The 24,911-nt window shown below is 69.2% G+C and carries 26 protein-coding genes; 14 read left to right on the forward strand and 12 right to left on the reverse strand.

The genetic code is table 11. The features are described 5' to 3' along the window. Window positions 1-10 precede the first annotated feature (10 nt). The 3 genes from ACIODU_RS03170 (at window position 11) to ACIODU_RS03180 (ending at window position 3,816) form a co-directional block, all read left to right on the forward strand. On the forward strand, window positions 11-1,537 hold the full coding sequence (locus tag ACIODU_RS03170) for a restriction endonuclease subunit S (RefSeq protein WP_401763533.1): 1,527 nt from the start codon (window positions 11-13) through the stop codon (window positions 1,535-1,537). Then, window positions 1,534-3,093, forward strand: coding sequence for an N-6 DNA methylase (locus ACIODU_RS03175; protein WP_401763217.1), 1,560 nt, complete (start codon window positions 1,534-1,536; stop codon window positions 3,091-3,093). The genes ACIODU_RS03170 and ACIODU_RS03175 overlap by 4 nt, the downstream gene beginning before the upstream one ends. 72 nt (window positions 3,094-3,165) lie before the next feature. Beyond that, entirely contained in the window at window positions 3,166-3,816 is a 651-nt protein-coding gene (locus tag ACIODU_RS03180) for a hypothetical protein (RefSeq protein WP_401763220.1), read from the forward strand. Window positions 3,817-4,105: 289 nt separating this feature from the next. Here the strand turns inward: ACIODU_RS03180 and ACIODU_RS03185 are convergent, their stop codons facing one another. After that, entirely contained in the window at window positions 4,106-4,942 is an 837-nt protein-coding gene (locus ACIODU_RS03185) for a protein kinase (RefSeq protein WP_401763223.1), read from the reverse strand. 72 nt (window positions 4,943-5,014) lie between these two features. Beyond that, window positions 5,015-5,458, reverse strand: a complete 444-nt coding sequence (locus ACIODU_RS03190; protein ID WP_356417970.1) for a hypothetical protein — start codon at window positions 5,456-5,458, stop codon at window positions 5,015-5,017. Window positions 5,459-5,845: 387 nt separating this feature from the next. On the opposite strand from ACIODU_RS03190, the gene ACIODU_RS03195 reads away from it, so the two are divergent. The 3 genes from ACIODU_RS03195 (at window position 5,846) to ACIODU_RS03205 (ending at window position 7,339) form a co-directional block, all read left to right on the forward strand. Next, entirely contained in the window at window positions 5,846-6,589 is a 744-nt protein-coding gene (locus ACIODU_RS03195) for a helix-turn-helix transcriptional regulator (RefSeq protein ID WP_356417968.1), read from the forward strand. Between the two features lie 2 nt (window positions 6,590-6,591). Then, complete coding sequence (locus ACIODU_RS03200; RefSeq protein WP_401763227.1) at window positions 6,592-7,062, forward strand: NUDIX domain-containing protein; 471 nt, start codon at window positions 6,592-6,594, stop codon at window positions 7,060-7,062. 106 nt (window positions 7,063-7,168) lie between these two features. Then, window positions 7,169-7,339, forward strand: coding sequence for a hypothetical protein (locus tag ACIODU_RS03205; RefSeq protein WP_356417964.1), 171 nt, complete (start codon window positions 7,169-7,171; stop codon window positions 7,337-7,339). Window positions 7,340-7,345: 6 nt separating this feature from the next. Here ACIODU_RS03205 and ACIODU_RS03210 read toward each other — a convergent pair whose 3' ends face one another. The 3 genes from ACIODU_RS03210 to ACIODU_RS03220 all read right to left on the reverse strand — a co-directional run bounded on the left by ACIODU_RS03210 (window position 7,346) and on the right by ACIODU_RS03220 (window position 10,705). Next, window positions 7,346-8,455: an HTTM domain-containing protein gene (locus ACIODU_RS03210; protein WP_401763230.1), complete on the reverse strand. Its 1,110-nt coding sequence runs from the start codon at window positions 8,453-8,455 to the stop codon at window positions 7,346-7,348. Then, window positions 8,445-9,155, reverse strand: coding sequence for a DUF5819 family protein (locus ACIODU_RS03215; protein ID WP_401763233.1), 711 nt, complete (start codon window positions 9,153-9,155; stop codon window positions 8,445-8,447). Before ACIODU_RS03215 ends, ACIODU_RS03210 begins: the two co-directional genes overlap by 11 nt. Before the next feature lie 104 nt (window positions 9,156-9,259). Beyond that, the gene (locus ACIODU_RS03220; protein WP_356417962.1) at window positions 9,260-10,705 is read right to left on the reverse strand and encodes an ice-binding family protein; all 1,446 of its coding nucleotides are present in this window, start codon (window positions 10,703-10,705) and stop codon (window positions 9,260-9,262) included. 215 nt (window positions 10,706-10,920) lie between these two features. On the opposite strand from ACIODU_RS03220, the gene ACIODU_RS03225 reads away from it, so the two are divergent. The 3 genes from ACIODU_RS03225 (at window position 10,921) to ACIODU_RS03235 (ending at window position 13,783) form a co-directional block, all read left to right on the forward strand. After that, window positions 10,921-11,853: a DUF2797 domain-containing protein gene (locus tag ACIODU_RS03225; protein WP_401763236.1), complete on the forward strand. Its 933-nt coding sequence runs from the start codon at window positions 10,921-10,923 to the stop codon at window positions 11,851-11,853. 120 nt (window positions 11,854-11,973) lie between these two features. Continuing rightward, window positions 11,974-12,960, forward strand: a complete 987-nt coding sequence (locus ACIODU_RS03230) for an amidohydrolase family protein (protein WP_401763239.1) — start codon at window positions 11,974-11,976, stop codon at window positions 12,958-12,960. A gap of 67 nt (window positions 12,961-13,027) precedes the next feature. Next, the gene (locus tag ACIODU_RS03235) at window positions 13,028-13,783 is read left to right on the forward strand and encodes a response regulator transcription factor (protein WP_356417956.1); all 756 of its coding nucleotides are present in this window, start codon (window positions 13,028-13,030) and stop codon (window positions 13,781-13,783) included. 88 nt (window positions 13,784-13,871) lie between these two features. Here ACIODU_RS03235 and ACIODU_RS03240 read toward each other — a convergent pair whose 3' ends face one another. Together ACIODU_RS03240 and ACIODU_RS03245 are read right to left on the reverse strand one after the other, a co-directional pair. Further along, complete coding sequence (locus ACIODU_RS03240; RefSeq protein ID WP_356417954.1) at window positions 13,872-14,588, reverse strand: SDR family oxidoreductase; 717 nt, start codon at window positions 14,586-14,588, stop codon at window positions 13,872-13,874. A 56-nt stretch (window positions 14,589-14,644) separates the two neighbouring features. Continuing rightward, window positions 14,645-15,505 carry a DUF427 domain-containing protein gene (locus tag ACIODU_RS03245; RefSeq protein WP_401763242.1) on the reverse strand — a complete coding sequence of 287 codons (861 nt, stop codon included), beginning with the start codon at window positions 15,503-15,505 and terminating at the stop codon, window positions 14,645-14,647. 204 nt (window positions 15,506-15,709) lie between these two features. Between ACIODU_RS03245 and ACIODU_RS03250 the strand changes: the two genes are divergently transcribed. The 3 genes from ACIODU_RS03250 to ACIODU_RS03260 are packed head-to-tail and all read left to right on the forward strand — an operon-like array spanning window position 15,710 to window position 18,119. Continuing rightward, window positions 15,710-16,426 carry an SDR family oxidoreductase gene (locus ACIODU_RS03250; RefSeq protein WP_356417950.1) on the forward strand — a complete coding sequence of 239 codons (717 nt, stop codon included), beginning with the start codon at window positions 15,710-15,712 and terminating at the stop codon, window positions 16,424-16,426. Between the two features lie 34 nt (window positions 16,427-16,460). Continuing rightward, window positions 16,461-17,333: an alpha/beta fold hydrolase gene (locus tag ACIODU_RS03255; RefSeq protein WP_401763245.1), complete on the forward strand. Its 873-nt coding sequence runs from the start codon at window positions 16,461-16,463 to the stop codon at window positions 17,331-17,333. Between the two features lie 48 nt (window positions 17,334-17,381). After that, on the forward strand, window positions 17,382-18,119 hold the full coding sequence (locus tag ACIODU_RS03260; RefSeq protein ID WP_401763248.1) for an alpha/beta fold hydrolase: 738 nt from the start codon (window positions 17,382-17,384) through the stop codon (window positions 18,117-18,119). On the opposite strand, the gene ACIODU_RS03265 is transcribed toward ACIODU_RS03260, so the two are convergent. Continuing rightward, window positions 18,003-18,983: a LysR family transcriptional regulator gene (locus tag ACIODU_RS03265; RefSeq protein WP_401763251.1), complete on the reverse strand. Its 981-nt coding sequence runs from the start codon at window positions 18,981-18,983 to the stop codon at window positions 18,003-18,005. The two genes, ACIODU_RS03260 and ACIODU_RS03265, sit on opposite strands and share 117 nt — an antisense overlap. A gap of 231 nt (window positions 18,984-19,214) precedes the next feature. Between ACIODU_RS03265 and ACIODU_RS03270 the strand changes: the two genes are divergently transcribed. Continuing rightward, window positions 19,215-20,093 (forward strand): TetR/AcrR family transcriptional regulator, encoded by an 879-nt coding sequence (locus ACIODU_RS03270; protein ID WP_401763254.1) that lies wholly within the window; start codon window positions 19,215-19,217, stop codon window positions 20,091-20,093. A gap of 35 nt (window positions 20,094-20,128) precedes the next feature. Further along, on the forward strand, window positions 20,129-20,437 hold the full coding sequence (locus ACIODU_RS03275) for a hypothetical protein (protein ID WP_401763256.1): 309 nt from the start codon (window positions 20,129-20,131) through the stop codon (window positions 20,435-20,437). Window positions 20,438-20,524: 87 nt separating this feature from the next. On the opposite strand, the gene ACIODU_RS03280 is transcribed toward ACIODU_RS03275, so the two are convergent. The 4 genes from ACIODU_RS03280 to ACIODU_RS03295 are packed head-to-tail and all read right to left on the reverse strand — an operon-like array spanning window position 20,525 to window position 24,876. Beyond that, the gene (locus tag ACIODU_RS03280; RefSeq protein ID WP_356417939.1) at window positions 20,525-20,989 is read right to left on the reverse strand and encodes a PPOX class F420-dependent oxidoreductase; all 465 of its coding nucleotides are present in this window, start codon (window positions 20,987-20,989) and stop codon (window positions 20,525-20,527) included. A 24-nt stretch (window positions 20,990-21,013) separates the two neighbouring features. Next, complete coding sequence (locus tag ACIODU_RS03285) at window positions 21,014-21,847, reverse strand: YceI family protein (protein WP_356417937.1); 834 nt, start codon at window positions 21,845-21,847, stop codon at window positions 21,014-21,016. Window positions 21,848-21,891: 44 nt separating this feature from the next. Next, on the reverse strand, window positions 21,892-24,384 hold the full coding sequence (locus ACIODU_RS03290) for an MFS transporter (RefSeq protein ID WP_401763260.1): 2,493 nt from the start codon (window positions 24,382-24,384) through the stop codon (window positions 21,892-21,894). A 45-nt stretch (window positions 24,385-24,429) separates the two neighbouring features. Continuing rightward, window positions 24,430-24,876 carry a MarR family winged helix-turn-helix transcriptional regulator gene (locus ACIODU_RS03295; protein ID WP_401763262.1) on the reverse strand — a complete coding sequence of 149 codons (447 nt, stop codon included), beginning with the start codon at window positions 24,874-24,876 and terminating at the stop codon, window positions 24,430-24,432. Between the last annotated feature and the right edge of the window lie 35 nt (window positions 24,877-24,911).

Here is a 24,911-nt window from a genome sequence, read left to right on the forward strand (position 1 = left end):
GTTGAGTGACGTGGACCTTCCGGCGGGGTGGGCTTGGGCCCGCCTCGGCGATCTTGGCGTTTGGTACGGCGGTGGAACTCCGGCAAAGAATCGTCCAGAATTCTGGATGGACGGCTCAACGCCGTGGCTCTCGCCGAAAGACATGGGGCCCGAAGTTGTCTCAGCAACTCAGAACCACATCACTGAGGCCGCAGTAGCAGGATCAGCAGTACGGATAGTCCCTTCAGGATCAGTGGCAATTGTCGTGCGATCGGGAATTCTGGAACGCATTATCCCTGTCTCCCTCGTGCCTTTTGAAACCACGCTGAATCAAGATATGAAGGCGGTCCGCGCCCACGAGGGCATCCTGCCACGCTGGATTGCGTGGTCCCTACGAGCGTTCGAACGGCAAATTTTGAGAGAAAGCCGCAAGGCTGGTACGACCGTCGCTTCATTGGCTACGGATGCTCTGATGGATTTGCGCGTGCCACTCGCCCCGATCGGTGAGCAGTACCGTATTGTCGACGCCATCGAAGATCACCTCTCTCGCCTCCAAGCCGCGACTGAATCCATGGCCGGCGCGAAGCGGCGCATCAAGCCTTTCACCACCTCTGTATTGGATAGGACTGCGCTCGGAGCCTCGTTGGCTACCTGCTCCGAGCAAGACGCAGTAGACGACAGTCAGCATTTGCTCGCGGGCCTCTCAAGTAAGCGCTTCGACTATGCCGCACTGCCCCCCCTCCCCAAAGGCTGGTTCTGGCGCCGCTCCGCTGACGTCTGTGAGTTCATTAGTAGCGGCTCAACGCCCAAGGCCCATTTGATGCACCCCGGGAGTGGCGAGGTCCCCTTTCTGAAGGTGTATAACATCACGCAAGACGGTCGCGTTGACTTCACCAACAAGCCAACCTATATCGACCGAGAGACACACGAAAGTCAGCTGAAGCGGTCGCGGGTGCGACCAGGCGATGTCCTGACCAATATTGTTGGTCCACCCCTAGGGAAGACGGCAGTCGTTCCTGAGGATCATCCCGAGTGGAACATCAACCAAGCGATTGTTGCTTTCCGTGCCGGCCCGGAGGTTCAACCTGAATGGCTGGCTCTCGTGCTTCGCTCACCGTTTGTGCTGTCCATGTTGCAAAAGACGGCGAAGGCGACCGCTGGCCAATTTAACGTTGCGCTCTCTACCTGTCGCGAACTACCTCTTCCCGTCCCGCCGATGGACGTACAGCTCGCTCTTGTCGCACAGTCTGCTGAGCTACTGGAAGTCAGTGATCGTTTTGCCACGCAGGTGGCGTCCGTCTCCTTGCGCGCTCAGAATCTCCGGCGGGCTGTTCTAAGACGGGCTTTCACGGGCAGTCTCGTTCCCCAAGACTCTGCGGACGAGCCCGCTTCCGCCCTCCTCGACCGCATCCGCGCCGAACGCGAGGCGCGGGGAGCCAAGCCCAAACGGGCGGTTCGCCGACCCCGCAAGACGGCTGCTCCAGAAACACTGCCCTCTCCCCCCGCATTGTCAACTCATATTCCCACCACCGCCGTTCAGCAGGAGCTTCCGCTGTGACCCCCGCATCCCCCGCCCTGGCGCACGCGCAGACCAACAGCCTGGTTGCCAAGCTCTGGAACTACTGCAACGTCCTGCGAGACAACGGCCTGTCCACTATCGAGTACGTTGAGCAGCTCTCGTACCTGCTTTTCCTAAAGATGGCCGACGAAATCGCCTCCGACCCCTTCACCGAAGAGGAGGCCAAGACCGTCGTACCCGCCGAGTACGACTGGCAGTCACTCGCTCGTCTCAAGGGCATCGACCTCGAAATCCACTACCGCAACACCCTCGAAGCGCTTGCCAAGAACCCCGGCACCACCCTCGGTACGATCTTCGCGAAGTCTCAGAACAGGATCACCGAGCCTGCCCTGCTCGAAAAGCTGGTCGTCGAGCTGATCGGCAAAGAGGACTGGACGATCCAGGGGACGGACCTCAAGGGCGATGCCTACGAGGGTCTGCTTGCCAAGGGCGCGGAGGACACCAAGACGGGAGCTGGCCAGTACTTCACGCCCCGCGCGCTCATCGACGCCATGGTCGACGTGATGCAACCGGGTCCCGAAGACACGATCACCGACCCGGCCTGCGGTACCGGCGGCTTCCTGATCGCTGCGCATAGCTACATCCGTAAGCACCACATGCAGCACCTGTCACGGGAACAGCGTCTCGCGCTCGGGTCCGGCAAGATCTGGGGCAACGAGCTGGTCACCGGCACGGCCCGTCTGGCCGCCATGAACATGCTGCTGCACGGCATCGGTGACGCCGACGGCAAGTCGCTCATCACCGTGGGTGACGCGCTTGCCGACAAGCCCGAGCGCCACGCGTCGCTCATCCTCGCAAATCCGCCCTTTGGTAAGAAGTCCGCGATCACGATCGTTGGCACGGATGGTAAGGCCGAGAAGGAAGACATCTCGTACGAGCGGGACGACTTCCGCGCCACCACCACCAACAAGCAGCTCAACTTCCTCCAGCACATCATGTCGCAGCTGGATATGAATGGCCGTGCGGCTGTTGTCCTGCCGGACAACGTCCTTTTTGAAGGCGGCGCGGGCGAGAAGGTGCGCCGCCGCCTGCTGGAAGAGTTCGATCTGCACACGATCCTCCGCTTGCCGACCGGTATCTTCTACGCGGGCGGTGTCAAGGCCAACGTCCTGTTCTTCGATAAGAAACCGCCTCGCAGCGGGGGAGCCCACAACACCTCGCAGCTCTGGGTCTACGACTTCCGTACCGCCAAACACTTCACTCTCAAGCAACACCCGCTGACCCGCGCCGCGCTGGACGAATTCGTCGAGGCGTACCTGCCCGGGAAGCCGCGTAGCGAGCGGGTGGAGTCGGAACGGCTCAAGTCCTTCGGCTACGACGAGCTCATCGCTCGTGACAAGGTGAATCTCGACATCAAGTGGATGAAGGATCCGGCGCTCGACGACGCCGACAGTCTTCTCCCGCCCGAGGTGATTGCTCAGGAGATCGTCGAGGACTTGCAGGCCGCGCTGAGTGAGTTCGCGGCCATCGCGGAGGCCCTCGGTGGTGAGGTCTCGGCCGACACCGAAGTAATTCAGCCAACTGAGAGTGGCTGATCCACAACCAGGTTGCCCCTCCTCCGTCCCGCCGGAATCCTTAGTTCCCAGACCAGCGAGACGGGGAAGCTCATGCCACCAGCACAGCCACAGACACGCGAGTTCCGGGCGTTCCTGACCAACCTTGAGTACGCCCGGAAGATGATCGTGGCAGGTCAGAGCCTGGCCGCCTTCCAGTCTCCGGTCATCGACATCGGCGACTTCTACCGGGCCGCCTGGGTGCAGGCCGTCAGTGCCATCGACCATTGGTTCCACGAGGAGCTGTACCGGCGTGTGGCCGAGTTGGCTGCCGAGGACAGCCCCGGGATGCCTTACCAGCTGACGAAGTTCGAGCTGCCTCTGGTCAAGGTGGAGGAAGTCCGGCGTGGTACCACCACGCTTGCGGACGCTGTCTCCGAGCACGTCAAGTCGAAGTGGGGCAACGCGGCACTGCAGAACCCTCGCAAGATCAGCGAGGCACTGAAGCTGGTGACTGAAGAAGACATCTGGGCGAAGGCCGCCGTTCAGCTCAACGAGTGGAACCACGGCCGCACGTCCATGAACGCGCAGTCGCTGAAGCAGAAGTACAACTCGATCACCGATCGCCGCAACAGGATCGCCCACGACGCGGACCTGCTCGACGGGGACCTCAAGCGCCGCCGCCCCATCTCCGACGCCGACGTGACTGACGCGATCGACTGGATCGAGCGGATCGCCCTCGCCATCGCCACTGTGCTGGGATGAGTCGACCTTTCAGGCACCGTCATTGCGGCAACGCCACCATTGGAAGTTGACGGCAGCTCTGACGGCAACGACGGAACACAGACGCGCATGATCGCTGACTGGTGCAATCGGAGTAGGAGGCCGTCGGCCCTCATCACGTCGTTGTGCCCGATCCTACGGATCAGAAGGTTGCAGGTTCGAATCCTGCCGAGTGCACAGCACGTCAAAGAACCTGTGGAGTGATCCACAGGTTCTTTGCTTTGCACCTTCACGGAGCGCCGTCACGTGCATCTACCTGTGGGGCCACGGCTCAGCTGAGGGCCTTGCCGACCTCGTGGATCGTGGGCCTGTCCTCGGGCGCGGAGCTCAGCATGGCGTCGACCAGTTCGCCCAGCCGGCCCTGGATCCGCACTGGCCGGCGCTTGCCACTCGCAACGGCTCGCCTCTGCACTGGGCGGGGTGCGTCGTCCGGGTACTCGACGGCCCGCCAGCCTGTGGCGGAAATGAGCAGGGACGCGCCGAGCGCATAAACGTCGGCTTCCTGCGTCGCCTCGGCCTCTCCGGTCGCGAGCACACCGCGCGCGATCTCTGGCGCTTCGTAGTGGACCAGGCAGCCGCGGAACGGGAAGTCGTACTGCTCGGGGATGTGCCCACCCCGCGCCAAGGCCAGGTCGATGAGGTGCGTGCGCTCCGGCCCGATGATGAAGTGCGCGGGCTGCACGTCGCCGTGGGCCCAACCCTTGGCATGAAGTTCGGCCAGAGCCTCTACGCAGGCGAGGGCCACGCTGGTGTCCGGTTCGGTACGAGAGTCCGGCTCTCGGCAGGGCTTCCAGAGCTTGTAGAGGTCAGGCCCCTCGCGCCACGGCTGGAAGTTCCAGGTGCCCCGTTCCCATTCCCCGTACGCGAAGTCGTCGAAGCCGACACGGTTCAGCACGGCGCCTTCGCGGGCGGGGGCGAGCGCCGTCCAGGGCTGGGCGGGCCAGTCGGCCGTGGCCTCGATCGGATATCCGATCTTCACGGCGTACCGCCCCCGGTGGCTCTCCACCTCCCAGACCGTGGAGCCCCGGCGATTGACCACCAGGCGCTGAGCATGGGGACTGAGCGCATCGAGCACGACGATCGGCAGTTTCGAGGGTGTCCCGGACAACGTCTGTATCTCCTCCCGGGCAACGCCGTCGACCTCGAATCGAGGTCGACCGCGTCGCTGGTGTCGTATGTGCTATGCCCGACCGTACGGACGGCCGCAGTCCGCGTCGCACTGTGCGAGGTTGGTGCCGTCCACGGTCCAGAGGTCGTCGAAGACGATGAAGCCGGCCGCCTTCATCGCGCGCGCGGAGGCGGCGACCATCTCAGGGTCGCGCCCACCGCCGCCCGGCTTGGGGTTGTGGTGGAGGAAGCGGCCGGCGAATCGCTGGCACAGGTCGGCGTACTCCTTCGTGTGCAGGACGAGCGCGTGCAGACCGAGGTCCACGTCGTCCGACGGGAGCATGGGGACGGTTGCGGTCGCGGCGGCGACCACGAAGGCCACCGCCTGGTCCGCGATCCGCTCCGCCCGGTCGGGGGACTGCCCGTTGTGGACGACGACGAAGCGCGTGAGGCTCTCGAACAGCTCCTCACCAGCCACCGTGCGCCCGCTCTTTTGGTCGTTGGCCGTTGCTGTCATGTGAATGCTCCTTGATTGTCGCTGTGCTCCGGTACTGCGGCCGATCTACCGGCTGATACCGAGGACCATGCCGATCACCAGGCCAGACGCCCGCTGATCAGGATGACGAACAGAACCCCACGTACTGGTCGATGGCACATCACAGCCCGCCCCAGCCGTTGCCGTTCTTGACGGCCAGTCAGGTGCTCAGTTCCTCCGGCGATACGGCCGGTGGCACTGTCCTTGTCAGTTCACCGATACGTGGCCCGGGCTGCTGGTTGCTCCCCTTGGGAACGAGCATCCCGCCGCTCATCGGGACGTCGGAACCACCGCAGGCCCCCAGTTGGGGACGTCCCGCATCGGGTAGAACGTCCCTGGTGCCGTCCCCTGGTCTTGGGAGAGATTGAAATGCCGAACGAGCGGTTACGAGCTGCCGTGGCAGCCGGCGGCTGGACGTACAGCGCCCTCGCGGACAAGGTCGAAGTCGATCCCAAGTCCGTCGAGCGATGGGTCAATCAAGGGCGAACGCCACGTCGTGCAACGGCCATGCTGGCAGCGGAAACGCTAGGAGAAGATGTGCACGCTCTATGGCCCGCGCTCCGACAGGCTCGCCCTGCCCGCGCTGTCGGTCCGGAACTTGTGGCTCTGTACGACAAGCGGGCGGACATCCCCGCGTCCACCTTTGTGAACATGCTGACCCAAGCCCGCGAGCGCATCGACGTGCTGGTGTACGCAGCCGTATTTCTGCATGAGGCGTATCCGCGGCTCAACGACTTGCTGCGCGAGCGAGGTGCGGACGGGTGTGCCGTCCGAATCGCGATTGGCGACCCGGACAGTCCACATGTGCGACAGCGCGGCGAGGAAGAGTGCTTCGGGCACGGAATCGAGTCCCGATGCCGACTGGCACTCATGCACTACCGCCCCCTTGCCGGCGTACCCGGCATCGAGGTGCGGACCCATGCCACCACGCTCTACAACTCGATCTACCGGGCGGATGACCAGGCGTTGGTCAACGCCCACGTATGGGGGGTGAACGCTTACGGCGCCCCCGTGTGGCACCTCCGCCGCAGTGAATCGGGCGGCATGTTCGACATCTACGCCGGCAGCTTCGACGCTGTGTGGGACACCGCGACCCCAGTATGGGAAGAGTGACCGTGGCACGGACCGAGTACTACGACGACCCGGCGGCACCTGAGCCGAACAGCATGGTGGTCGCCGCGTCCGCCGTGGTTACCGATGAGGAAGGGCGCCTGCTCTTGCAGCGTCGGCGGGACAACGGCCTTTGGGCGCTGCCCGGCGGTGGGATGGAGATGACCGACTCACTTCCTGGCACTGCCGTCCGGGAGGTGAGGGAGGAGACGGGTCTGGACGTCGAGATCACCGGACTCGTGGGCACGTACACCGATCCACGCCACGTCATCGCCTACGCGGACGGTGAGGTGCGCCGTCAGTTCAACGTCTGCTTCACCGCCCGCGTGGTCGGGGGAAGTCTCGCGATCTCGGACGAGTCGACGGAGTTGCGCTTCGTCCCGCCGGAGGAGATCGACCAGCTGCCGATGCACCCCACGCAACAGCTCCGGATCCGTCACTTCCTGGAACACCGTGAGCGGCCCTACCTCGGCTGATCGCACCCGCGACACCGCTTTGAGGGGCGCCCTTCCCGTGTGGTGTGGCGGAGACCTAGAATCTCCCCCTCCTGGATCACTGGGGAGTGATCCTGAGGGGGGACTCGTGAACTTCTTGTTCGGCATTCTCTTGATCATTTTTGGGGCGCCGCTCGTCGGGGTCGTCGGCCGTGCCGTCGAGAACTCCGGGCGCGAGGGCGTCGGCAAGGTGATTTCCGTCGGCGGGTATCTCGCCGTGCTGGGGGTTGCCGCCTGGCTGATTGTCGACAGTTTCTGACGTCCGTCAGGCCAGGGGGCGTGAGACCGGCCTCGTCTCCTCCGTGCGGGTCTGTTGGGGGAGGGGGGTCGGTGCCGTGGGGGGCTTGTTCCTGTGGGTGGTCAGGGCGCGGGCTCGGTGGGCTACGGACGTGAAGAAGCGGTCCGGGAGGAAGACCGTGTCGGCCACGATCATGGCGCCGGAGAAGAGTGGCAGGCCCATCAGGAGGGCGATGCCCAGGTGCATGCCGAGCAGCGCCGCCAGGACCGGGTACTTCAGGCGGCCGAAGAGGGTGAAGGGGAAAGCCACCTGGAGCAGCACCGTCAGGTAGCCCGTGACCGCGATCATCAGGGGGTACTGGTCGGCGAGTTGGGAGAGCGCCGGCCAGGGGCGGAAGAGCTGGAGGTTCAGTACGTAGTGCAGAGCCGTGCCGTTGCCCCAGGTGCCGCCCTGGACCTTGTACAGGCCGGCCGATCCGTACAGGAAGCAGACCTGCGCCGCGATCACGAACATGGCGCAGTTGTGGAGTGTGGTGGTGAGTGTGTCTCCCGCGTCCCGGAGAGGGCGGAGGCGGGGGAACCGCTTCCTGGGGGGCCTCTTGCGGGCGCGGCGGGCGTCCAGGGACCAGCGTCTTCCGCACGCCGTCAGGACCAGGCAGACGGTCATGAGGAGGATGAGGTTGTCTCCCCCGTCCGTCATGAAGATCGACCGGGCGTGGAACGACGCCACCACCACTGCGAAGAGCACCGACAGGATCCGGGTCCGCCAGCCCAGGGTGAACAGGGCCGAGATGACCAGGGCCGCCGCGTAGCAGCACTCGAAGTACGTCCGGCTGTCCGACAGGGTCAGGACGCTGGTCCAGCCCGTCTGGTCGAACAACTCCCTGGCCAGCGTGGGCGTCCACGGCGAACCGGGGCCCCAGATCTCGTCGCGGTGCGGGAACTCGCGTACCAGGAAGGCGAGATAGAGGAACCCGTACCCCATGCGCAGCACGGCCGCCGCGTACAGGGAGACGGGCCGCTCGACGAGGAGTGTGCTCACGGCTCTTGCGCGGGTGAGCAGCCGCGTGGTTCCGGTGCCCTCCGGGCCGGGGGCCGTGTGCCGCCGCGGGACCGGGGCGGTTCGTTCAGATTCCATCCCGGTTCACCTTCCGCCAGGGCAGCAGCCGGTTCTCGGTCACCCGGGACGCCGTCGGCGCCTGCCGGCCGTCCGGTGTCGCGGGCGGGGTGATGGCCAGGGTGAGGACCCGGAGCTGGAGGGATTCGAAGGGGCCGCCGCCGTGGTCGGCCGCGCGGTCCGACGCGATGTTGTACAGATAGCGCTGGATCATCGCGGCCCGCTCCGAATGGGGGCGGTCGTCACCGCCGTGCAGTTCGACGTACGACGTCCAGGCGCGGCGCAGCAGGTTCTGGGTGGTGTGGCTCGGGAAGGGGTTGTGCCGCACGTCGGAGCGGTCGGCGGCCGTCACGTCGAACCAGTCGCTGACCTTGACGGTGCCGTCCGGCGCCGTGTGTGCCGTCCTCGCCAGAATGCGCCGGTTGACGGAGTCCGGGTCCGGCGCGAAGAGCCGCCAGTTCTGTTCGAACAGGGGATAGATCCATGCGTCGATCTGTCGACTGTAGCGCTGTGAAACGGCATTGGCCGGGGCCACGTGCAGGAATACCATCGTCACGTGGGTCAGTGTGGTCACCGCGCAGAGGGCCACCACTGTACGCAGCCCCGCTTTCAGCGTGCGCGTGAGCCAGGGGCGCGGTGGTGCCGAAGGCGAGGATTCCGCGTTTGTCTCTTCCTCGCGTTCTTGTGGGATTTCTTTCTCGTCGCAGTAACTCACGTCCACGTTTCCTTACGGGGATTCACGGACGGCACGCGGCGGAATCGGGATCCGGGATTCCGCCGCGCGCCGCCGTCGATCGGGCCGGATGCAGTGGCCCGTATCGTCACCTAGCGGTTCTGGCCCTGGTCGTCGGACCACTCGCCGTGACCGCCGGGACCCTCGGAGTCACCGCGGTCCGCCGACTCGTCCTGGTCCTCGGGACCCTGGGGCCGGTCGCCGTAGCCGCCGTACCCCTCGTCGCCGCCGTAGCCGCCGTAGCCGCCCTCTTCGTGGCCGGGCTTGCCGTGGCCCTCGCCGTGCTCGGGCTTGCCGTGGTCGCCGCCGTGGCCGGGCTTGCCGTGACCGGGCTTGCCGTGGCCTCCGCCGTGCTCGGGCTTGCCGTGACCGGGCTTGCCGTGTTCGGGCTTGCCGTGGCCGCCGCCGGTGATGTTGCCCCCGGTGATGTTCCCGCCCGTGATGTTGCCGCCTGCGGTGTTCCCCTTGGTGGAGTTGCCGCCGGTGGTGTTGCCCGCCGTGTTGCCGGACGTGTTCCCCGAGATGTTCCCGGAGGTGCTGACGGTGCTGCCGCCGCCGATGGTGCCGCCGCCCAGCACGCCCCCGAGGACGCCGCCCAGCACGCCGCCGTTGGTGGTGCCGCCGGTGGTGCCACCGGTCAGTACGCCGCCGAGGACGCCGCCCAGCACACCGGTGGTCGTCCCGGTCGTGGTACCGGTCGTCGTGCCCGTGGTGGTACCGGTCGTGGTGGTACCGGTCGTGGTGCCCGTCGTCGTGCCGGTGGTCGTCCCGGTCGTCGTACCACCCGTGGTGGTCGTGGAGCAGGTCGCCCGGCTGATGCGGTTGTTGTCCAGGGTCACCGAGCCGTTACGGGCCAGCGCCCGGCCGTCGATGCTCGCCCCGGTCGTGACGCTGATCGAGGTCAGGGCCAGGATGTTGCCCACGAACACGGAGTTGGTGCCGAGCGTGGCCGAGCTGCCGATCTCCCAGAAGACGTTGCACGGCTGGGCGCCGTTGATCAGCGCCACGCGGCTGGCGGACGCGGTCGTGAGACCGGAGCCCACCTGGAACACCCAGACGGCGTTGGGGTTGCCGCCCGCGTCCAGGGTGAGGGTGCCGGTGAGTCCGAGCGTGCTGGACGCCGTGTAGACGCCGGGCACGAGGGTCAGGCCGCCGGCGTCCGGCGGGAGGGCGGCGTCGGTGGCCTGTCCCGCGGCGTTGTTGTACGCGGCGACCAGGTCGGACTTCGCCTGGAGCGCGACCGCGTCCGCCGAGTGCTGGACACCGTTCACGAGGCCGGGCGGGAATCCGCTGATGGCCGTACCCGGACTCACGCCGACGTCACCGGTGATGACCGAAGGGCCGGTATTCGTGACCTGCTGTCCCGCCAGTACGGCGAAACTGTCCGCGGTACCCAGCGGAACGGGTGTCGCGATGGCGACGGCCTGGGTCGACGTCATTACCACGACGGCGGCGGCGACCAGCGGGGCCATGGCCCCGGCAATCAATCTGGGAACGATACGGCGACGTGACGGCGCGCGCGAGACGTCCAATGTCATGAGAGAGCCTGCTCCTGTAGAACGGGGGTTCTTGGACAGGACAGTTCAGGGTCTGGGAACAGCCCGGCTGTCATTGACGCATAACGCTCGAACGCGCCGTCCGGAAATGATGCATTCGAGTGAGAATCCATTTTTTAAGGAACAACAAGGGATTTCGAGGGGCGTTGCCGGGGGTGGTGCCGCCGAGCCGAGGTCACGGGAGCGTTGTCAGTGGGATGGGGGACAGTGGTGGGGTGACGTCTGTGGGGTGGTGGTGTGACGGGGTGGGATGGGCGGCCGGGACGCCCGTGCTCCGGTGGCGGCGGGGCGCGGGGGGTGAGCGGCGGGAAAGCGCCGTCGCGTTCGGGGGCGCGGTCGGCTTTCGGGCGGTGGGGGTACGGATCTGTCGTGGCGCCCGGGGGAATCCGTGTCCGGTGAACGGTGTGCTCGGAGGGCGCGGGACCGGAGGGCTGTGTGGGGAGTGCGCCCGGCTGGACCGGATGCATTCCGTGGCCGCGGACGCGCTCGCCGATGATCCGCGCGTCTATCGCGTGTACGTGGCCTGGTTCGGTCCCGGCATGGTCAAGGTGGGGATCACCAGGGAGGAGCGCGGGTCAGCGCGGCTGTTGGAGCAGGGGGCGGTGGTCTTCGGCTGGCTGGGGCGGGGGCCGCTGATGGCCGCGCGGCGGGCCGAGGAGTTGGTGCGGGTCGCGCTGGGGGTGCCGGACCGGATCCCGTACGCGGAGAAGCGGCGCGTACGGGCCGACCTGCCCGGGACGGCCGAGCGCGCGGACGAGGTACGGCGGCTGCACGCGCGGGCCGGGGCGTTGGCCGGGTGGCCCGAGTCCCTGGAGCGGATCGGGTTCGAGGCCGTCGACCACGGGGGCGTCTTCGGGCTGGACGGGCTCCCGCCCGCCGGCGGGGTGGTGCGGGAGTTGGTGGACGGGGGGTGCGTCACCGGACGCCTTCTCGCCGCCTCCGGGCCTGACCTGCATCTCGCCACGATCGGGGGAGGGGGCGGACGGGGCGGACAGGGCGGAGGGGTGGTCGTGCTGGACACCCGGCTGATGAAGGGATGGGAGTTGACCGGCGTGCGGGGCGGGGAGGGAGGGCTGACCGTGCCGGTGCGGGACGTGCGGGCGGGAGATGTTCAGGGCGGCCTCTTCTGAGGAGGCGGCCGAAGGGGGGCCAAGGATGGGCTGAGGAGGGGTTCCTTCGTGGGCGATGTGGGCGGTGTGACTGATCCGGCTGATCCGACTGGTCCGACTGGTCCGGCCGGTGCTGCTGACGTGCGTGAGGTACGTGACGTACGTGACGTGCTGCGCTTCCTGGAGCGGGTCGGGCTGCCCGCCCTTGTCGATGTGCACACCCACTTCATGCCTGACCGCGTCCTCCGCAAGGTGTGGGCCTACTTCGACTCCGCCGGGCCGCTGGTCGGCCGGGAGTGGCCCATCGCCTACCGGCGGGCGGAGGACGAACGGGTGGGCCTGCTGCGGGCGTTCGGGGTGCGGGCCTTCACCTCGATGCTCTACCCGCACAAGCCCGGCATGGCCGAGTGGCTGAACGGATGGGCCGCCGGCTTCGCCGCCCGTACCCCCGACTGTCTGCGGACCGCCACGCTCTTTCCCGAGGCGGGGGCCGAGGCGTACGTCCGCGCCGCCGTCGAGAGCGGGGCGCGGGTCTTCAAGGCACATCTCCAGGTGGGGGCCTACGACCCGAACGACCCACTGCTCGACGGCGCCTGGGGGCTGCTCGCCGAGGCCGGGGTGCCGGTGGTGACGCACTGCGGTTCCGGGCCGGTGCCCGGCCGGTACACCGGGCCCGGGCCCGTGGGGCGGCTGCTCGCGCGGCACCCCGGGCTGCGGCTGGTGGTCGCCCACCTGGGAATGCCGGAGTACGGGGAGTTCCTGGACCTGGCCGAGCGGTACGGGGAGGTGCGGCTCGACACGACGATGGCGTTCACGGACTTCAGCGAGGCCATGGCCCCCTTCCCCCGCGCGGCTCGGGGGCGGCTGGCGGATCTGGGGGACCGGATCCTGCTGGGGAGCGATTTCCCCAACATCCCGTACCCCTACGTCCACCAGCTGGAGGCCCTGGAAGGGCTCGGACTGGGGCACGCGTGGCTGCGGGCCGTGTGCCACGACAACGGCGCGCGGCTCTTCGGCCTTGCCGAGGACGCGCGGACCCCCGGACATGCGGACGCGCGCACACCCGGGCACCCGGCCCCCCCGGGACACCCGGACACCCGCCCCCCCGGACACCCGGGCACGCCCTAGGGGTTTCTCAGGGAATTCATAGGAATCGGCAAGAACCTTCTCACCGGCCCTCCCCAGGGTGAGGACCATGACCGTGATCTCGCCCAGGGGGCGCGCCGAAATGCTCAGGTCGGACGGCAACCCCGTCCGCGTCCTCGTCGTCGACGACGAGGCCTCGCTCACCGAGCTGCTGTCCATGGCCCTGCGGTACGAGGGGTGGGAGGTGCGCAGCGCCGGTGACGGGGCGGGCGCGGTGCGGTCGGCGCTGGAGTTCCGGCCGGACGCGGTGGTGCTCGACGTGATGCTGCCCGACATGGACGGGCTCGCGGTGCTCGGCCGGCTCCGCGGCGAACTGCCGCAGGTGCCCGTGCTGTTCCTCACCGCGAAGTCCGCCGTCGAGGACCGTATCGCCGGGCTGACGGCGGGCGGCGACGAATACGTCACCAAGCCGTTCAGCCTGGAGGAGGTCGTGGCGCGGCTGCGCGGTCTGATCAGGCGGTCCGGCGCCGCCGCGATCCGCAGCGAGTCGCTGCTGTCCGTCGGGGACCTCACGCTGGACGAGGACAGCCACGACGTCGTCCGGGCCGGCCGGTCCATCCACCTCACGGCCACCGAGTTCGAACTGCTCCGCTACCTCATGCGCAATCCGCGCCGCGTGCTGAGCAAGGCGCAGATACTCGACCGGGTGTGGTCGTACGACTTCGGCGGTCAGGCCAACGTGGTCGAGCTCTACATCTCGTACCTGCGCAGGAAGATCGACGCGGGCCACCCGCCGATGATCCACACCCGGCGCGGCGCCGGATACCTGATCAAGGCCGGCGAACCGGGCGCCGCCCCGCGCTGACGGCCGCCTCGCTGCGGCGCCGCCCGCCGCGGGCCCGGCTGGTGGAGGAACTGCTTCCGTCGTACGCCGGGCGGCTGGTACGGGAGCGTCAGACGAGCGGTTCGCCGCCGTCGACCGACAGCGAGACACCCGTCAGGAAGGTGTTGGTCATCGCGAAGACGACGGCGTCGGCGATGTCCTCCGCGGTGCCGATCCGCCGTGCCGGGTTGTGCGCACTCCTGTCGGCGAACAGCGCGGCCTTCTTCTCCTCGCCCAGGGCGTCGTACGCGCCCGTGTCGACGGTCCCGGGCGAGATGGCGTTGACCCGTACCGGAGCCAGTTCCACGGCGAGGGCCTTGGCGATCACGTCCGCCGCCCCGTTGGTGGCCGCGACGGCCAGCATGCCGGGAACGGGCTTGATGGCCGTCGCGCCGGAGAAGAGGGTGAGGGACCCGCCCTCGCGGATCCGGTCGCGGAAGTGCTTGGCGAGGATGATCGGCCCGATCGCCTTGGTGGCGAAGGACAGCCGGAGGATCTCCGGCGAGAGCGCGTCGATGGTGCCCCGGGCGCGGGCCGAGGCGGTCGACACGAGGTGGTCGACCTCTCCGAGCCGTTCGGCCAGGGCGACGACCGACCGCTCGTCCGTGAGGTCCACCGTCTCCGGGACGACCCCCGGGTCGTCGTACGCCTTCGCGAGGCTGTCCTGGTCGCGTCCGGCGACCACGACCCGCGCGCCGGCCTCCCGGGCCGCCAGCGTCACCGCGCGGGCGATACCGCTGCCCCGCCCGACGACAAGTACCGTCTTGTCCTGAAGTGTTGATTTCATCACTGTCTCCGAATTGGGTCTGATCCGACGTCTGTTCTGTTCCGGCGTCTCTTCGGTTACCGGTTCTCGACCTCCGCCACGTCGAGTCCGCGATCGGCCCCGTGCGGGATCACCGCCTGGCCCGGCTCCAGCTCCAGCCGCGTACCGTCCAGGTGGACCGCGATCCTGTCCGGCTCGAAGGACACGAGGTCGTTGACGCGGCGCACCTCGTCGTAGGCGTGGCGGTAGGACCAGGCGGCGCCCTCGGTGCCGCCGATCGCGTAGTAGTCCGCGAGTCCCTTGTACGGGCAGAAGGTCTGGCCCTCGACGGGCGTGAGGGCGTCCTCGTCGATGTCGGCCCGGGGGACGTACCAGCGCGGCGCGAAGCCGGACTCGTACAGCACGACGGGCCGCCGGGTGTTCGCCACCACGCGGTCGCCGTCCCGTACGTCGAGGTGGCGCGAGGAGTCGCGGATGTCGATGCGGTGGTACGCGTCCGCCGCGTGGCCGAGGATCTGTTCGTCCTCTTCGTAGAAGGCGTCCATGGCGCGCCAGGCGAACGCCACCCGGCCCTCGAACTCCTCGGCGTACGCGGGCAGTTCGGTGTGCTGCCAGGCGGCGCGCGGCGTCTTGTGGTCCTTTCCGTGGACCGTGTACCAGGTCGTGGTGCCCAGTTCGCGGTGCCGGGTGGTCAGTTGGCTCGCTTCCAGGACACCGTGCTCCACTGCGCCGAGCGGGAAATACGCCACGGGATACCTGCCGGGTTCGTGCAGGAGGATCACGTCCTCGCTCTCCGCTATCCACTCGCCGGAGAATCGGACCCGCATTCTGCGGCGGAGACGTTCCGCGAACAGCAGCCTCTCGGGCAGGGGTTCGGGCGTGAGGAACCTGCCGATCGAATGCGGTGCGAGGGGCCCCTGTTGCCATGCCAGACCCATGACGATTCCTTCTTCCACTGACGGCTTTGTGAGCGGGCATGCGCGTGCCCCGGAACTTCCATCGTAGATCTCCTCCCCGCCCATTGCCGAGGTCGGAGGGCATGCGAGAAATCTTGGCTTTCCCTCGGGAAATCGCATGATCCAGAAGCGGCGGCCGGTGAATGCGCTCGTTAGGCTGGGAGGACACGCTCAAGGGAGGAAGCCATGGCTCTCTCGTTGAAGGGGCGGACCGTTCTCGTCATCGGCCGCGGGAGCGGAATCGCCCGGGCCGTCGTCCTCGCCGCGCGGTCCGGGGGAGCGAACGTCGTGGTGGCGGGGCGGAGCCGGGAAGCGCTGCGGGACGCGTACGACGACCCGGGGATCGAGGTGGAGGAGGTCGACCTCACCGAGGACGCGAGCATCGCCGCCCTCGCGGAGCGGCTCGGCGAGGTCGACCACCTGGTGTCGACCGCCTCGGCCCGCGCCCGCGGCCACCTCACGGAACTCGACCGCCGGGACGTCCTGCATTCGTTCGACACCAAGGTCGTCGGCCCGATCATGCTCGCCAAGTATTTCTCCGGGCGGATCGCGGAGGGGGGTTCTTTCACGCTCTTCTCCGGTGTGGCCGCCTTCAAGCCGGTGATCGGCTACCTCGGCGTCGCCGCCACCAACGGAGCCGTCGATTTCCTGACGAGGTCCCTCGCCCTCGAAATGGGGCCGGTCAGGGTCAACGCCGTCTCGCCGGGTGTCATCGACACCGGGATCTGGGACTCCCTGGGCGAAGAAGAGAAGAAAGCCTATTTCGAAAATCTTCGGACGAGAAATCCCGCCCGCCGTATCGGCACGGTGGACGACATTTCCGCCGCGGTTCTGTTCGCCATGACAAACGCTTCGCTGACAGGTGTCACTCTCCGCGTCGACGGCGGGGAGCCTCTCACCTGACGCCCAAAGCGAAAAAACCCCGAAGGGGCACATCATGAACGTGGTTCACCATCGTTACGCGACCGTCCAGGGCCACCGGATCTTCTACCGGGAGGCCGGACCCGCCGACGCCCCGGCGCTGGTCCTGCTGCACGGCTTCCCGACCAGCTCGTACATGTTCCGCGACCTGATCCCGAAGCTGGCCGACCGCTACCACGTCATCGCGCCGGACCACCTCGGCTTCGGCCTGTCCGACGCGCCGGCCGCCGACCGGTTCGACTACACCTTCGACGCGCTGACGACGCTCACCAAGGGCCTGCTCGACCAGCTCGGTGTCACCCGCTACGCCCTCTACGTCCAGGACTACGGCGCCCCCATCGGCTGGCGCCTGGCGCTCGCCGATCCGGACGCGATCACCGCGATCGTCAGCCAGAGCGGCAACGCGTACGACAGCGGCTTCGTCGAGGGATTCTGGAAGACCGTCTGGGACTACCAGCGCGAGCAGACCGAGGAGACCGAGGCGGCGATCCGGGGCGCCTTCACCCTCGACCTCATCAAGTGGCAGTACGTGACGGGCGTTCCGGACGAGTCGGTCGTCAGCCCCGACACCTGGCACCACGACTTCCACCTCATCGCCCGCCCGGGCAACGACCTCGTCCAGCTCGCCCTGTTCCGCGACTACGCCACCAACTCGCCCCTCTATCCCGCGGTTCACGCGTACTTCCGCGAACACAGGCCGCCGCTCCTCGCGGTCTGGGGCAAGAACGACCCGATCTTCGGTCCCGCCGGGGCGGAGTCGTTCCGGGAGGACCTTCCCGACGCCCGGATCCACCTTCTCGACGGCGGGCACTTCCTGCTCGAAAGCTCCCTCGACGAGGCCGCCGGGCTCATCCACTCGTTCCTGGACGACGTCGACCCCAAGCCGTAACAGCGCTCACGCAGCACGTAACCCCACCCACACGAGGAAGTCGAAGAGATGAACCACACCCCGGCGGCCCCCGGCCACACGCCGTCCGTGATCCTCGCCCACGGCGCCTGGGCTGACGGATCGAGCTGGAGCAAGGTGATCACCCGGCTGGCATCGCGCGGGATCCACGCCCTGGCCGCCCCGCTGCCGCTCTCCTCCCCGCAGGACGACCTGGCCGCGCTGGAACGGACCCTTGGGCGCACCGAAGGTCCGGTGGTCCTCGTCGGTCACGCCTACGCCGGAGCCGTCGTCGGCGCGACCCGGAGCGACCGGGTCGCCGGACTGGTGTACGTCGCCGCGCTCGCCCCCGACGAGGGCGAGACGGTGGCCGACGTCTACTACCGGGACCAACCGCACCCGCGCGCACCGGCGTTGGCCCCGGACGCCGACGGCTACATCTGGCTCCCCGAGTCCGCGTTCGGCGAGGCCTTCGCCCCGGACGCCACCGACGAGGAACGCGCGCTGCTCGCCGCCGTACAGCGGCCGATCGCGGGCGCCTGCATCAGCACCCCCGTCGGCCGGCCGCTCTGGCGGGACCGGCCGAGCTGGTACCTCGTCGCGGAACACGACCGCATGATCCCCACCGGCACCCAGCGCTTCATGGCGGAGCGGATGAACGCGGACGTACGGTCAGGACCCACCGACCACTCCCCCCTCGTCACCGCCCCCGGAGCCGTCACCGACCTGATCCTGGAGGCCGTCCACACCGTCCACTCCAGCCACGTGGTCGGCGCCGCCGACCGGTAGACCCTGGTTCCGCAGATCCCTCAGGAAGAGGGCGACCAGGGCGTCCGAGGGAACGGTCGTGATCGCGACCACCGCGCGGCGGACCGGCGGGTCGAAACGCAGCACCGCTCCGGCGGGCCGTACGGCCAGCGCCGACGCGGGGACGATCGAGACGCCCATCCCCGCCCCGGCCAGCTGGGCCGCGGTGCGGGGACTGCGCGTACGCAGCACGGGACTGAGCGAGACCTGGTGGGAGGAGACGAACCGGTCGACCCAGGCGGCGTTGCCGTTGTCACTCGTGTAGTGGACGAAGGGTTCGCCGACCAGGTCCTCCACCCGTACGGACGACCGGCCGGCGAAGCGGTGCTCCTCGGGGCACACGACAAGCATCTCCTCGTCCCCCAGCCGCTCGACGTGCGCCGTGGTGCCGGTGGGCTCGGGACCGACGACGAGGTCCGCCTCCCCCGCCATCAGGATCTCCACCATCGCGTCGGTGCTGGTGAACTCCATCAGGTCGATCCGCACCTCGGGCCGCCGGGACCGCCAGCGCCGCAGCAGCGAGACCAGCAGCCAGACGGTCATCGTCTCGGCACAGGCCAGCCGGATCCGCCCGGCCCGCCCGGCGGCCACGTCCCGGCCGGCCGCCACGGCCCGTTCCGCCGCCTTCAGGGCGATGCGGGCGTCGGCCGCGGCGGCCCGGCCGGCGGCGGTCACGCGTACGCCACGGGACAGCCGTTCCACCACCGGGGTGTCGAGTTCCCGCTCCAGGGCCGCGATCTGATGGGACAGAGCGGGCTGCGACAGGTGAAGGGCGGCCGCGGCCCTGGTCACAGACCCCTCGTCGACGAGTGCGACCAGACACTCCAGCGCGCGCAAAGTAGCCATCCGGCCAATCTAGGGCGTGTCCCGCGGCGGACCGCCGGACACGGCGATGGAGCCGCGCCGGGCGGGCAGGCGGGACAGGACGGGCCGCGTACGCAGGGCAGACTCTTCGCCCACGGCGGCATAGCATCGCCCTCGGCGGACATTCCGGGTGCCGGTGGGCGGTATCCGGCAGTCGGCACCGCCAGGGGGCCGCGCGGCCACCCGGCCGGACGGAACCGAGGAGGCTCAGCCATGGCGTCGGAAGCCGACAGCCCGAAGCGTCCGCCCAGGACCAGCGTCTGGCTGGACGGGAAACCGGTGACCAGGCCCCGCAGGGCGGACCGTACCGACCGCGCGGAGCCGGCGGCCGGGGACGCGAAGGGCACCACCACCGCGACCAGGTCCGGCACTGACCAGCCCCCGCCCCTCGACCGCGACCGCATCACCGCGGTCTCGGTACGGCTCCTCGACGCCGAGGGCTCCGCGAAGTTCTCCATGCGGCGGCTGGCGGGCGAGCTGGGCGTCACCGCCATGTCCCTCTACTGGTACGTGGACACCAAGGACGACCTCCTCGAACTCGCCCTGGACGCCGTCTTCGGCGAGGTCCGCGTCCCCGACCTGACGGACGAGAGCGCCGACTGGCGCGACCAGCTGCGCGCCCTGGCCGTCAGCTACCGGACCGTGCTCGTACGCCACCCCTGGGTCACCCCGCTCATCGGCAAGTACCTGAACATCGGCCCGGGTTCGCGGGCCTTCTCGTCGGCGGTCCTCGCCGTCATGGACCGGACGGGCCTGGCACCGTACGGCCGGATGGGCGCGGTCTCCGCGGTCTTCCAGTTCGTGTACGGATTCGGCACGATCGAGGGCCACTTCGTCCAGCGCTGCGCGGAGGCGGGCCTGACCCAGGACGAGTACCACCGCCACGCCATGGGGACCATCCACGAACAGCCGGACTTCAAGCGGGCGTTCAGCAACACCGAGGAGCTGATGGGCGCGCGCGGCGGCGAGACGGTCGAGGAGAAGCGCGAACGGGACTTCACCTTCGCGCTGGACCTCATGATCGCGGGCATCGAGGCGATGCGGGAGCGCGGCCGACACGAAACCCCGCCCCCCGCACCGGCCGTCGGTTAGTGTCGTCGCCAACTGATCGCGGGGGCGGGGGAGTCATGCTCGGACGGTGGTACGCGGCACTCGGCGTCAACCTGTTGCTCGGCGTGCCCGCCGTGGTCCCGATCTATCTGCTCTACTACACCGTCGCGACCTGGGTGGACCCGGCGCCGGAGGAGAACGACGGCTTCGGCGTCGTCCTCCTCGCCTTCGGGCTGCCCGCCGCCGCCTGCGGCTTCCTCTGGTGGCTGGCCAACCGGCCGCTCGCCCACCGCACCCGGCTGCGGCCGGCCTCGTACTGGGGAGTGAGCCTTCTCGGCACGTTCGCGCCCACCGCCACCCTCATCGGCATCGGCATCGCGATCTAGTACGGAGTCCGCCGGACGCCGGACGACTGACCCCTGACCCCTGACGGGCGGACCTACGGAGTCCGCCGGACTCCCCACCCGCCCGCGTCAGGACACCAGCCGCGCCGGGAAGCCCCCCGTGGCGATCGGGCTCCACCGCTCCGGTGTCACCCGGATGATCGACTTGCCCTGCCTCACCATCGCCGCGCGGTACTCGTCCCAGTCCGGGTGCTCCCCCGCGATGTTCCGGTAGTACTCCACCAGCGGCTCGACCGACTCCGGGGAGTCGATCACCTCGGCCGCGCCGTCCACCTGCACCCAGGGGCCGCTCCAGTCGTCCGACAGGACGAGCACGCTCACCCGCTCGTCCCGCTTCGCGTTCCGCGTCTTCGCCCGCTCCGGGTACGTGGAGACCACGATCCGGCCCGAGTCGTCGACGCCGCACGCGAGCGGCGAGCCCTGCGGGCGCCCGTCCGCGCGGGTGGTGAGGAGGATCGCGCGGTGCCTGGGCCGTACGAACTCCAGCAGCCCGGCCAGGTCCACGGTCGTATTCGTTGCGATGTTCGGTGCCATGGGACCGAGCCTATGACTCCGGGCCTACGACTCCGCGCCGGGCACGCTCTCCCCCCGCACCGCCTGCACGTGCAACTCCACCCGCAGCGTGGTCCCGATCATCGCGACGCCCGCCCGGACGACCTGGTTGTAGTTCATGGCGAAGTCCTCCCGCCGCAGCTCCGCCGTCGCCCGGAAGGCCGCCCGCTGCCCGCCCCACGGGTCGGGGCCCGCGCCCAGATAGCCCAGGTCGAGACCGACCTCCCGTACGACTCCGTGCAGCGACAGCTCCCCGTGCACGGTCCACCGGTCGGGGCCCGCCGGGGTCAGGGCCGTACTCCGGTACGTGATCTCCGGGAACCGCTCCACGTCCAGGAAGTCCGGCGACCTGAGGTGCTTGTCCCGCAGGGAGTTGCCGGTGTCGATGCTCGCCGCGGCGATGACCGCGTCGACCCGGGAGCCCGCGTACGAGCCCCCCGACTCCACGATCTCGATCCGGCCGCCGAACTCCGTGAACCGCCCGTGCACGCTGGAGATCCCGAGGTGCTGGGCCACCGCGCCCACCGACGTGTGCGCCGGGTCGAGGCTCCAGACGCCCGGCGCGGGCAGCTCGGTGCCGTTCTGCCGGGCCAGGACCACCGTGCCGACCTCCGCCCCGCCGCCCGCCGTCACGAACGCGGTGGAGGCGACGGGGGCGTACCCGAGGGCCGTCACGATCACGGTGTAGGGACCGGGCGCGAGCGGGACGTCCGCGCGCACCGATCCGTCCTCGTCCGCCGCCGCTCTCAGCACCTGCGCGCCGGTCGTGTCGGTCATGGTCACGACCGCGTGCGGGAGCGCCCAGCCGTCCCGCGTCCGTACCTGTCCGCGAAGCCCCATCGTGCCTCTCACCTCTTCCGTCGCTCTTTCCGCGGGCGGCCGAACTACGCGCCCGGGTGGGTCAGTTCGATGTCGTGGCCCTCGACCCCGCGCCCCGCCACCCTCAACGAGCCCGCCACCGGCGCGTATCCGGTCGCGATGACCGTGTACTCGCCCGCGTCCAGGTCGGCGAAGGCGTACGCCCCGTCGTCCCCGGTCGTCGCGGTGGCCACCACGTTCCCCGCCGCGTCGACGAGCGTCACCCGCGCGTCGGGCAGCGGCCGGCGGGCGGCGCCCGCCCGTACCGTCCCCCGCACCAGGGCGCCGGACCGGAGGACCGCCTCGACACGGGTGACCCCGTGGCCGCCGATCTCCACCGGCAGGGCCAGCGGCCGGAAGCCGGACGCGTTCACCGCGACGGTCACCGGGCCCGGCACCAGCTCGCCGAAGGCGAACTCGCCGCGCTCGGTGGACTTCCCGGTGGTCAGTACGTCTCCGCGCACATCGGCCACGATCACCATCGCGCCCTCGACGGGCAGCCCGCCGTCCGCGCTGATCACGGTCCCGGCGAGACCGCTCGTACCGGACAGGAGGATGTCGTACCCGACCGGCTCGTCACCGACGACCACCGTGGAGGCCTGCGGCTGGAAGCCGTCGGCGGAGGCGATCAGGACGTACGAGCCGGAGCCCGGCGCGTACAGGAGGTACGCGCCGTCGGGCCCGGCGACCGAGCGGGCCAACTGGCTGCCGCCCAGGGAGATCAGGGTGACGGCCGCAGCGGGCACCGAGGCGCCTTCGGCGCCGCGCACGACACCGCGTACGGGGATGCCCGGCGGTTCAGGAGCCGTGTCCGGGGCCGTGTCCGGGGCGATCTCCGGAGCCGTACGCGAACCCGTGTCCGGAGTCGTACGCGCATCCGCACCCGGAGCCGCCTCCGCAGCCGTACCCGAAGCCCCGCCGGGACCCCCCTCCCCGCCCGCCTTCGTCCTCAGCGCGACCTCCTTGATGAACAGCGTCGCCAGGAAGGCCAGCAGCGCCGCCGGCGCCGCGAACAGGAAGACGTCGCCCACGCCATGGCCGTACGCGCTCTCCATGACGTTCCGCAGCGGTACGGGCAGCGCCGACAGGTCCGGGATCGCCCCGCCCCCCGTCCCCGCGTGCCCCAGCGCCGCGCTCCGCGGCCCGAGGTCGGCCAGCCCGTCCTTCACGTAGTGCGTGATACGGCTGCCGAGCACCGCGCCCAGCGCCGAGACCCCGACCGCACCACCCAGGGAGCGGAAGAAGGTGACGGTCGAGCTGGCGGCGCCCAGGTCCTTGGCGGTGACCTGGTTCTGCGTCGAGAGGACCAGGTTCTGCATCATCATGCCGACGCCGAGGCCCATCAGCGCCATGTAGACCGCGATGTGCCAGTACGGGGTGTCCACCCGGATCGTGCCGAGCAGCCCGAGACCCGCCGTCAGCAGCGCGCCGCCGCTGACGAGCCACGCCTTCCAGCGCCCCGTCCGGGTGATGACCTGCCCGGAGACGGTGGAGGAGACGGCGAGGCCGCCGATCATCGGGATGGTCATGAGGCCGGACATCGTCGGGGACTTGTCGCGGGCGAGCTGGAAGTACTGGCTGAAGAACACCGTGCCCGCGAACATCCCGATCCCGACGAAGAGCGACGCGATCGAGGCCAGCGTGATGGTGCGGTTGCGGAAGAGGCGCAGCGGGATGATGGGTTCGCGCGCCCGGGACTCGACGAGGACGAAGAGCGCGCCGAGCACGAGCGAGCCGCCGACCATCACGTACGACTGCCAGGACGCCCAGGCGTACTTGTCGCCGGCGAAGGTGACCCAGATCAGCAGCAGCGAGACGGCCGCCGTGATGAAGAACGCGCCCGACCAGTCGACCTTCACCTCGCGCTTGACGACCGGCAGTTTGAGCGTCTTCTGGAGCACGATCAGGGCGAGGACGGCGAACGGCACGCCCACGTAGAAGCACCAGCGCCAGCCCAGCCAGCTGGTGTCGGTGATGACCCCGCCGAGCAGCGGGCCCCCGACGGTCGCGACGGCGAAGGTGGCGCCGAGGTAGCCGCTGTACCGGCCGCGCTCGCGCGGGGCGATCATCGCGGCCATGACGATCTGGGAGAGGGCGGAGAGGCCGCCGACGCCGATGCCCTGGAAGACGCGGCAGATGATCAGCATCCCGGCGCTCTGCGAGAGGCCGGCGACCATCGAACCCGTCACGTAGATGACGAGGGCTATCTGGACCAGCAGCTTCTTGCTGAAGAGGTCGGAGAGCTTGCCCCACAGGGGGGTGGTGGCCGTCATCGCCAGCAGCGAGGCGGTGACCACCCAGCTGTACGCGCTCTGGCCGCCGCCGAGGTCGGAGACGATCTCGGGGAGCGCGTTGGTGACGATCGTCGAGGAGAGGATCGCGACGAAGAGACCCAGGAGGAGCCCGGAGAGCGCCTCCATGATCTGGCGGTGTGTCATGGGAGCGCCGGTCACGGGGGCGGGCTCGCCGCCCCGCTTGGCGTGGCCGCCCCGCACACCGGTCGGTGTGGTCGTAGCCATGGAATTCCTTGTCCTGTGTGGTCTGTCGTCTTTGGCGCTCTCGCGTCAGTGGCCCGGGCGCGGCGGGTCGGGGGAGAAGCTCTCGCGCAGCCGGTCGAGCAGGGCGCCGAGCCGGCCGACGTCGTCGTCGGTCCAGTCGGCGAGGGCGGACGCGAACGTCTCGGTCGTCCGCCGCGTCAGCTCGTCCAGCAGCAGGTGCCCCGCCGGGGTCAGCCGCAGGATCCGCGAGCGCCTGTCCGCGGGGTCGGGGGACCTGGCGAGCCAGCCGCGCCGGGCGGCGAGGGCCACGTGCCTGCTGGTGACCGACGTGTCGACGGCCAGCAGCTCGGCGAGGCGGCTCATCCGCATCTCGCCGTACCGGTCCAGCGTGGTCAGTACGGCGGCGCAGCCACCCGGGCAGTCGGCGGGCAGCGTCCGGGCCAGACCGCGCTTGACGGCCCCGAGGGCGCCGAGTTGCCGGGCCAGTTCCGCGTACCGACTCCGTGCGGCCATCGGCCCCGCCCTCCCCGCCCTCCGAACGGTTGCCC

It is taken from the genome of Streptomyces sp. NPDC088261 (assembly GCF_044740805.1).
In the GTDB taxonomy this organism is placed as follows: domain Bacteria; phylum Actinomycetota; class Actinomycetes; order Streptomycetales; family Streptomycetaceae; genus Streptomyces.

Coding starts and splice junctions, on each gene's coding strand:
- ACIODU_RS03180 (WP_401763220.1), top strand. CDS start 3,166: ATGCCACCAGCACAGCCACAGACACGCGAGTTCCGGGCGTTCCTGACC.
- ACIODU_RS03190 (WP_356417970.1), bottom strand. CDS start 5,458: ATGACAGCAACGGCCAACGACCAAAAGAGCGGGCGCACGGTGGCTGGT.
- ACIODU_RS03195 (WP_356417968.1), top strand. CDS start 5,846: ATGCCGAACGAGCGGTTACGAGCTGCCGTGGCAGCCGGCGGCTGGACG.
- ACIODU_RS03210 (WP_401763230.1), bottom strand. CDS start 8,455: ATGGAATCTGAACGAACCGCCCCGGTCCCGCGGCGGCACACGGCCCCC.
- ACIODU_RS03220 (WP_356417962.1), bottom strand. CDS start 10,705: ATGACATTGGACGTCTCGCGCGCGCCGTCACGTCGCCGTATCGTTCCC.
- ACIODU_RS03225 (WP_401763236.1), top strand. CDS start 10,921: ATGGGGGACAGTGGTGGGGTGACGTCTGTGGGGTGGTGGTGTGACGGG.
- ACIODU_RS03235 (WP_356417956.1), top strand. CDS start 13,028: ATGACCGTGATCTCGCCCAGGGGGCGCGCCGAAATGCTCAGGTCGGAC.
- ACIODU_RS03240 (WP_356417954.1), bottom strand. CDS start 14,588: ATGAAATCAACACTTCAGGACAAGACGGTACTTGTCGTCGGGCGGGGC.
- ACIODU_RS03245 (WP_401763242.1), bottom strand. CDS start 15,505: ATGGGTCTGGCATGGCAACAGGGGCCCCTCGCACCGCATTCGATCGGC.
- ACIODU_RS03250 (WP_356417950.1), top strand. CDS start 15,710: ATGGCTCTCTCGTTGAAGGGGCGGACCGTTCTCGTCATCGGCCGCGGG.
- ACIODU_RS03255 (WP_401763245.1), top strand. CDS start 16,461: ATGAACGTGGTTCACCATCGTTACGCGACCGTCCAGGGCCACCGGATC.
- ACIODU_RS03260 (WP_401763248.1), top strand. CDS start 17,382: ATGAACCACACCCCGGCGGCCCCCGGCCACACGCCGTCCGTGATCCTC.
- ACIODU_RS03265 (WP_401763251.1), bottom strand. CDS start 18,983: ATGGCTACTTTGCGCGCGCTGGAGTGTCTGGTCGCACTCGTCGACGAG.
- ACIODU_RS03270 (WP_401763254.1), top strand. CDS start 19,215: ATGGCGTCGGAAGCCGACAGCCCGAAGCGTCCGCCCAGGACCAGCGTC.
- ACIODU_RS03275 (WP_401763256.1), top strand. CDS start 20,129: ATGCTCGGACGGTGGTACGCGGCACTCGGCGTCAACCTGTTGCTCGGC.
- ACIODU_RS03280 (WP_356417939.1), bottom strand. CDS start 20,989: ATGGCACCGAACATCGCAACGAATACGACCGTGGACCTGGCCGGGCTG.
- ACIODU_RS03285 (WP_356417937.1), bottom strand. CDS start 21,847: ATGGGGCTTCGCGGACAGGTACGGACGCGGGACGGCTGGGCGCTCCCG.
- ACIODU_RS03290 (WP_401763260.1), bottom strand. CDS start 24,384: ATGGCTACGACCACACCGACCGGTGTGCGGGGCGGCCACGCCAAGCGG.
- ACIODU_RS03295 (WP_401763262.1), bottom strand. CDS start 24,876: ATGGCCGCACGGAGTCGGTACGCGGAACTGGCCCGGCAACTCGGCGCC.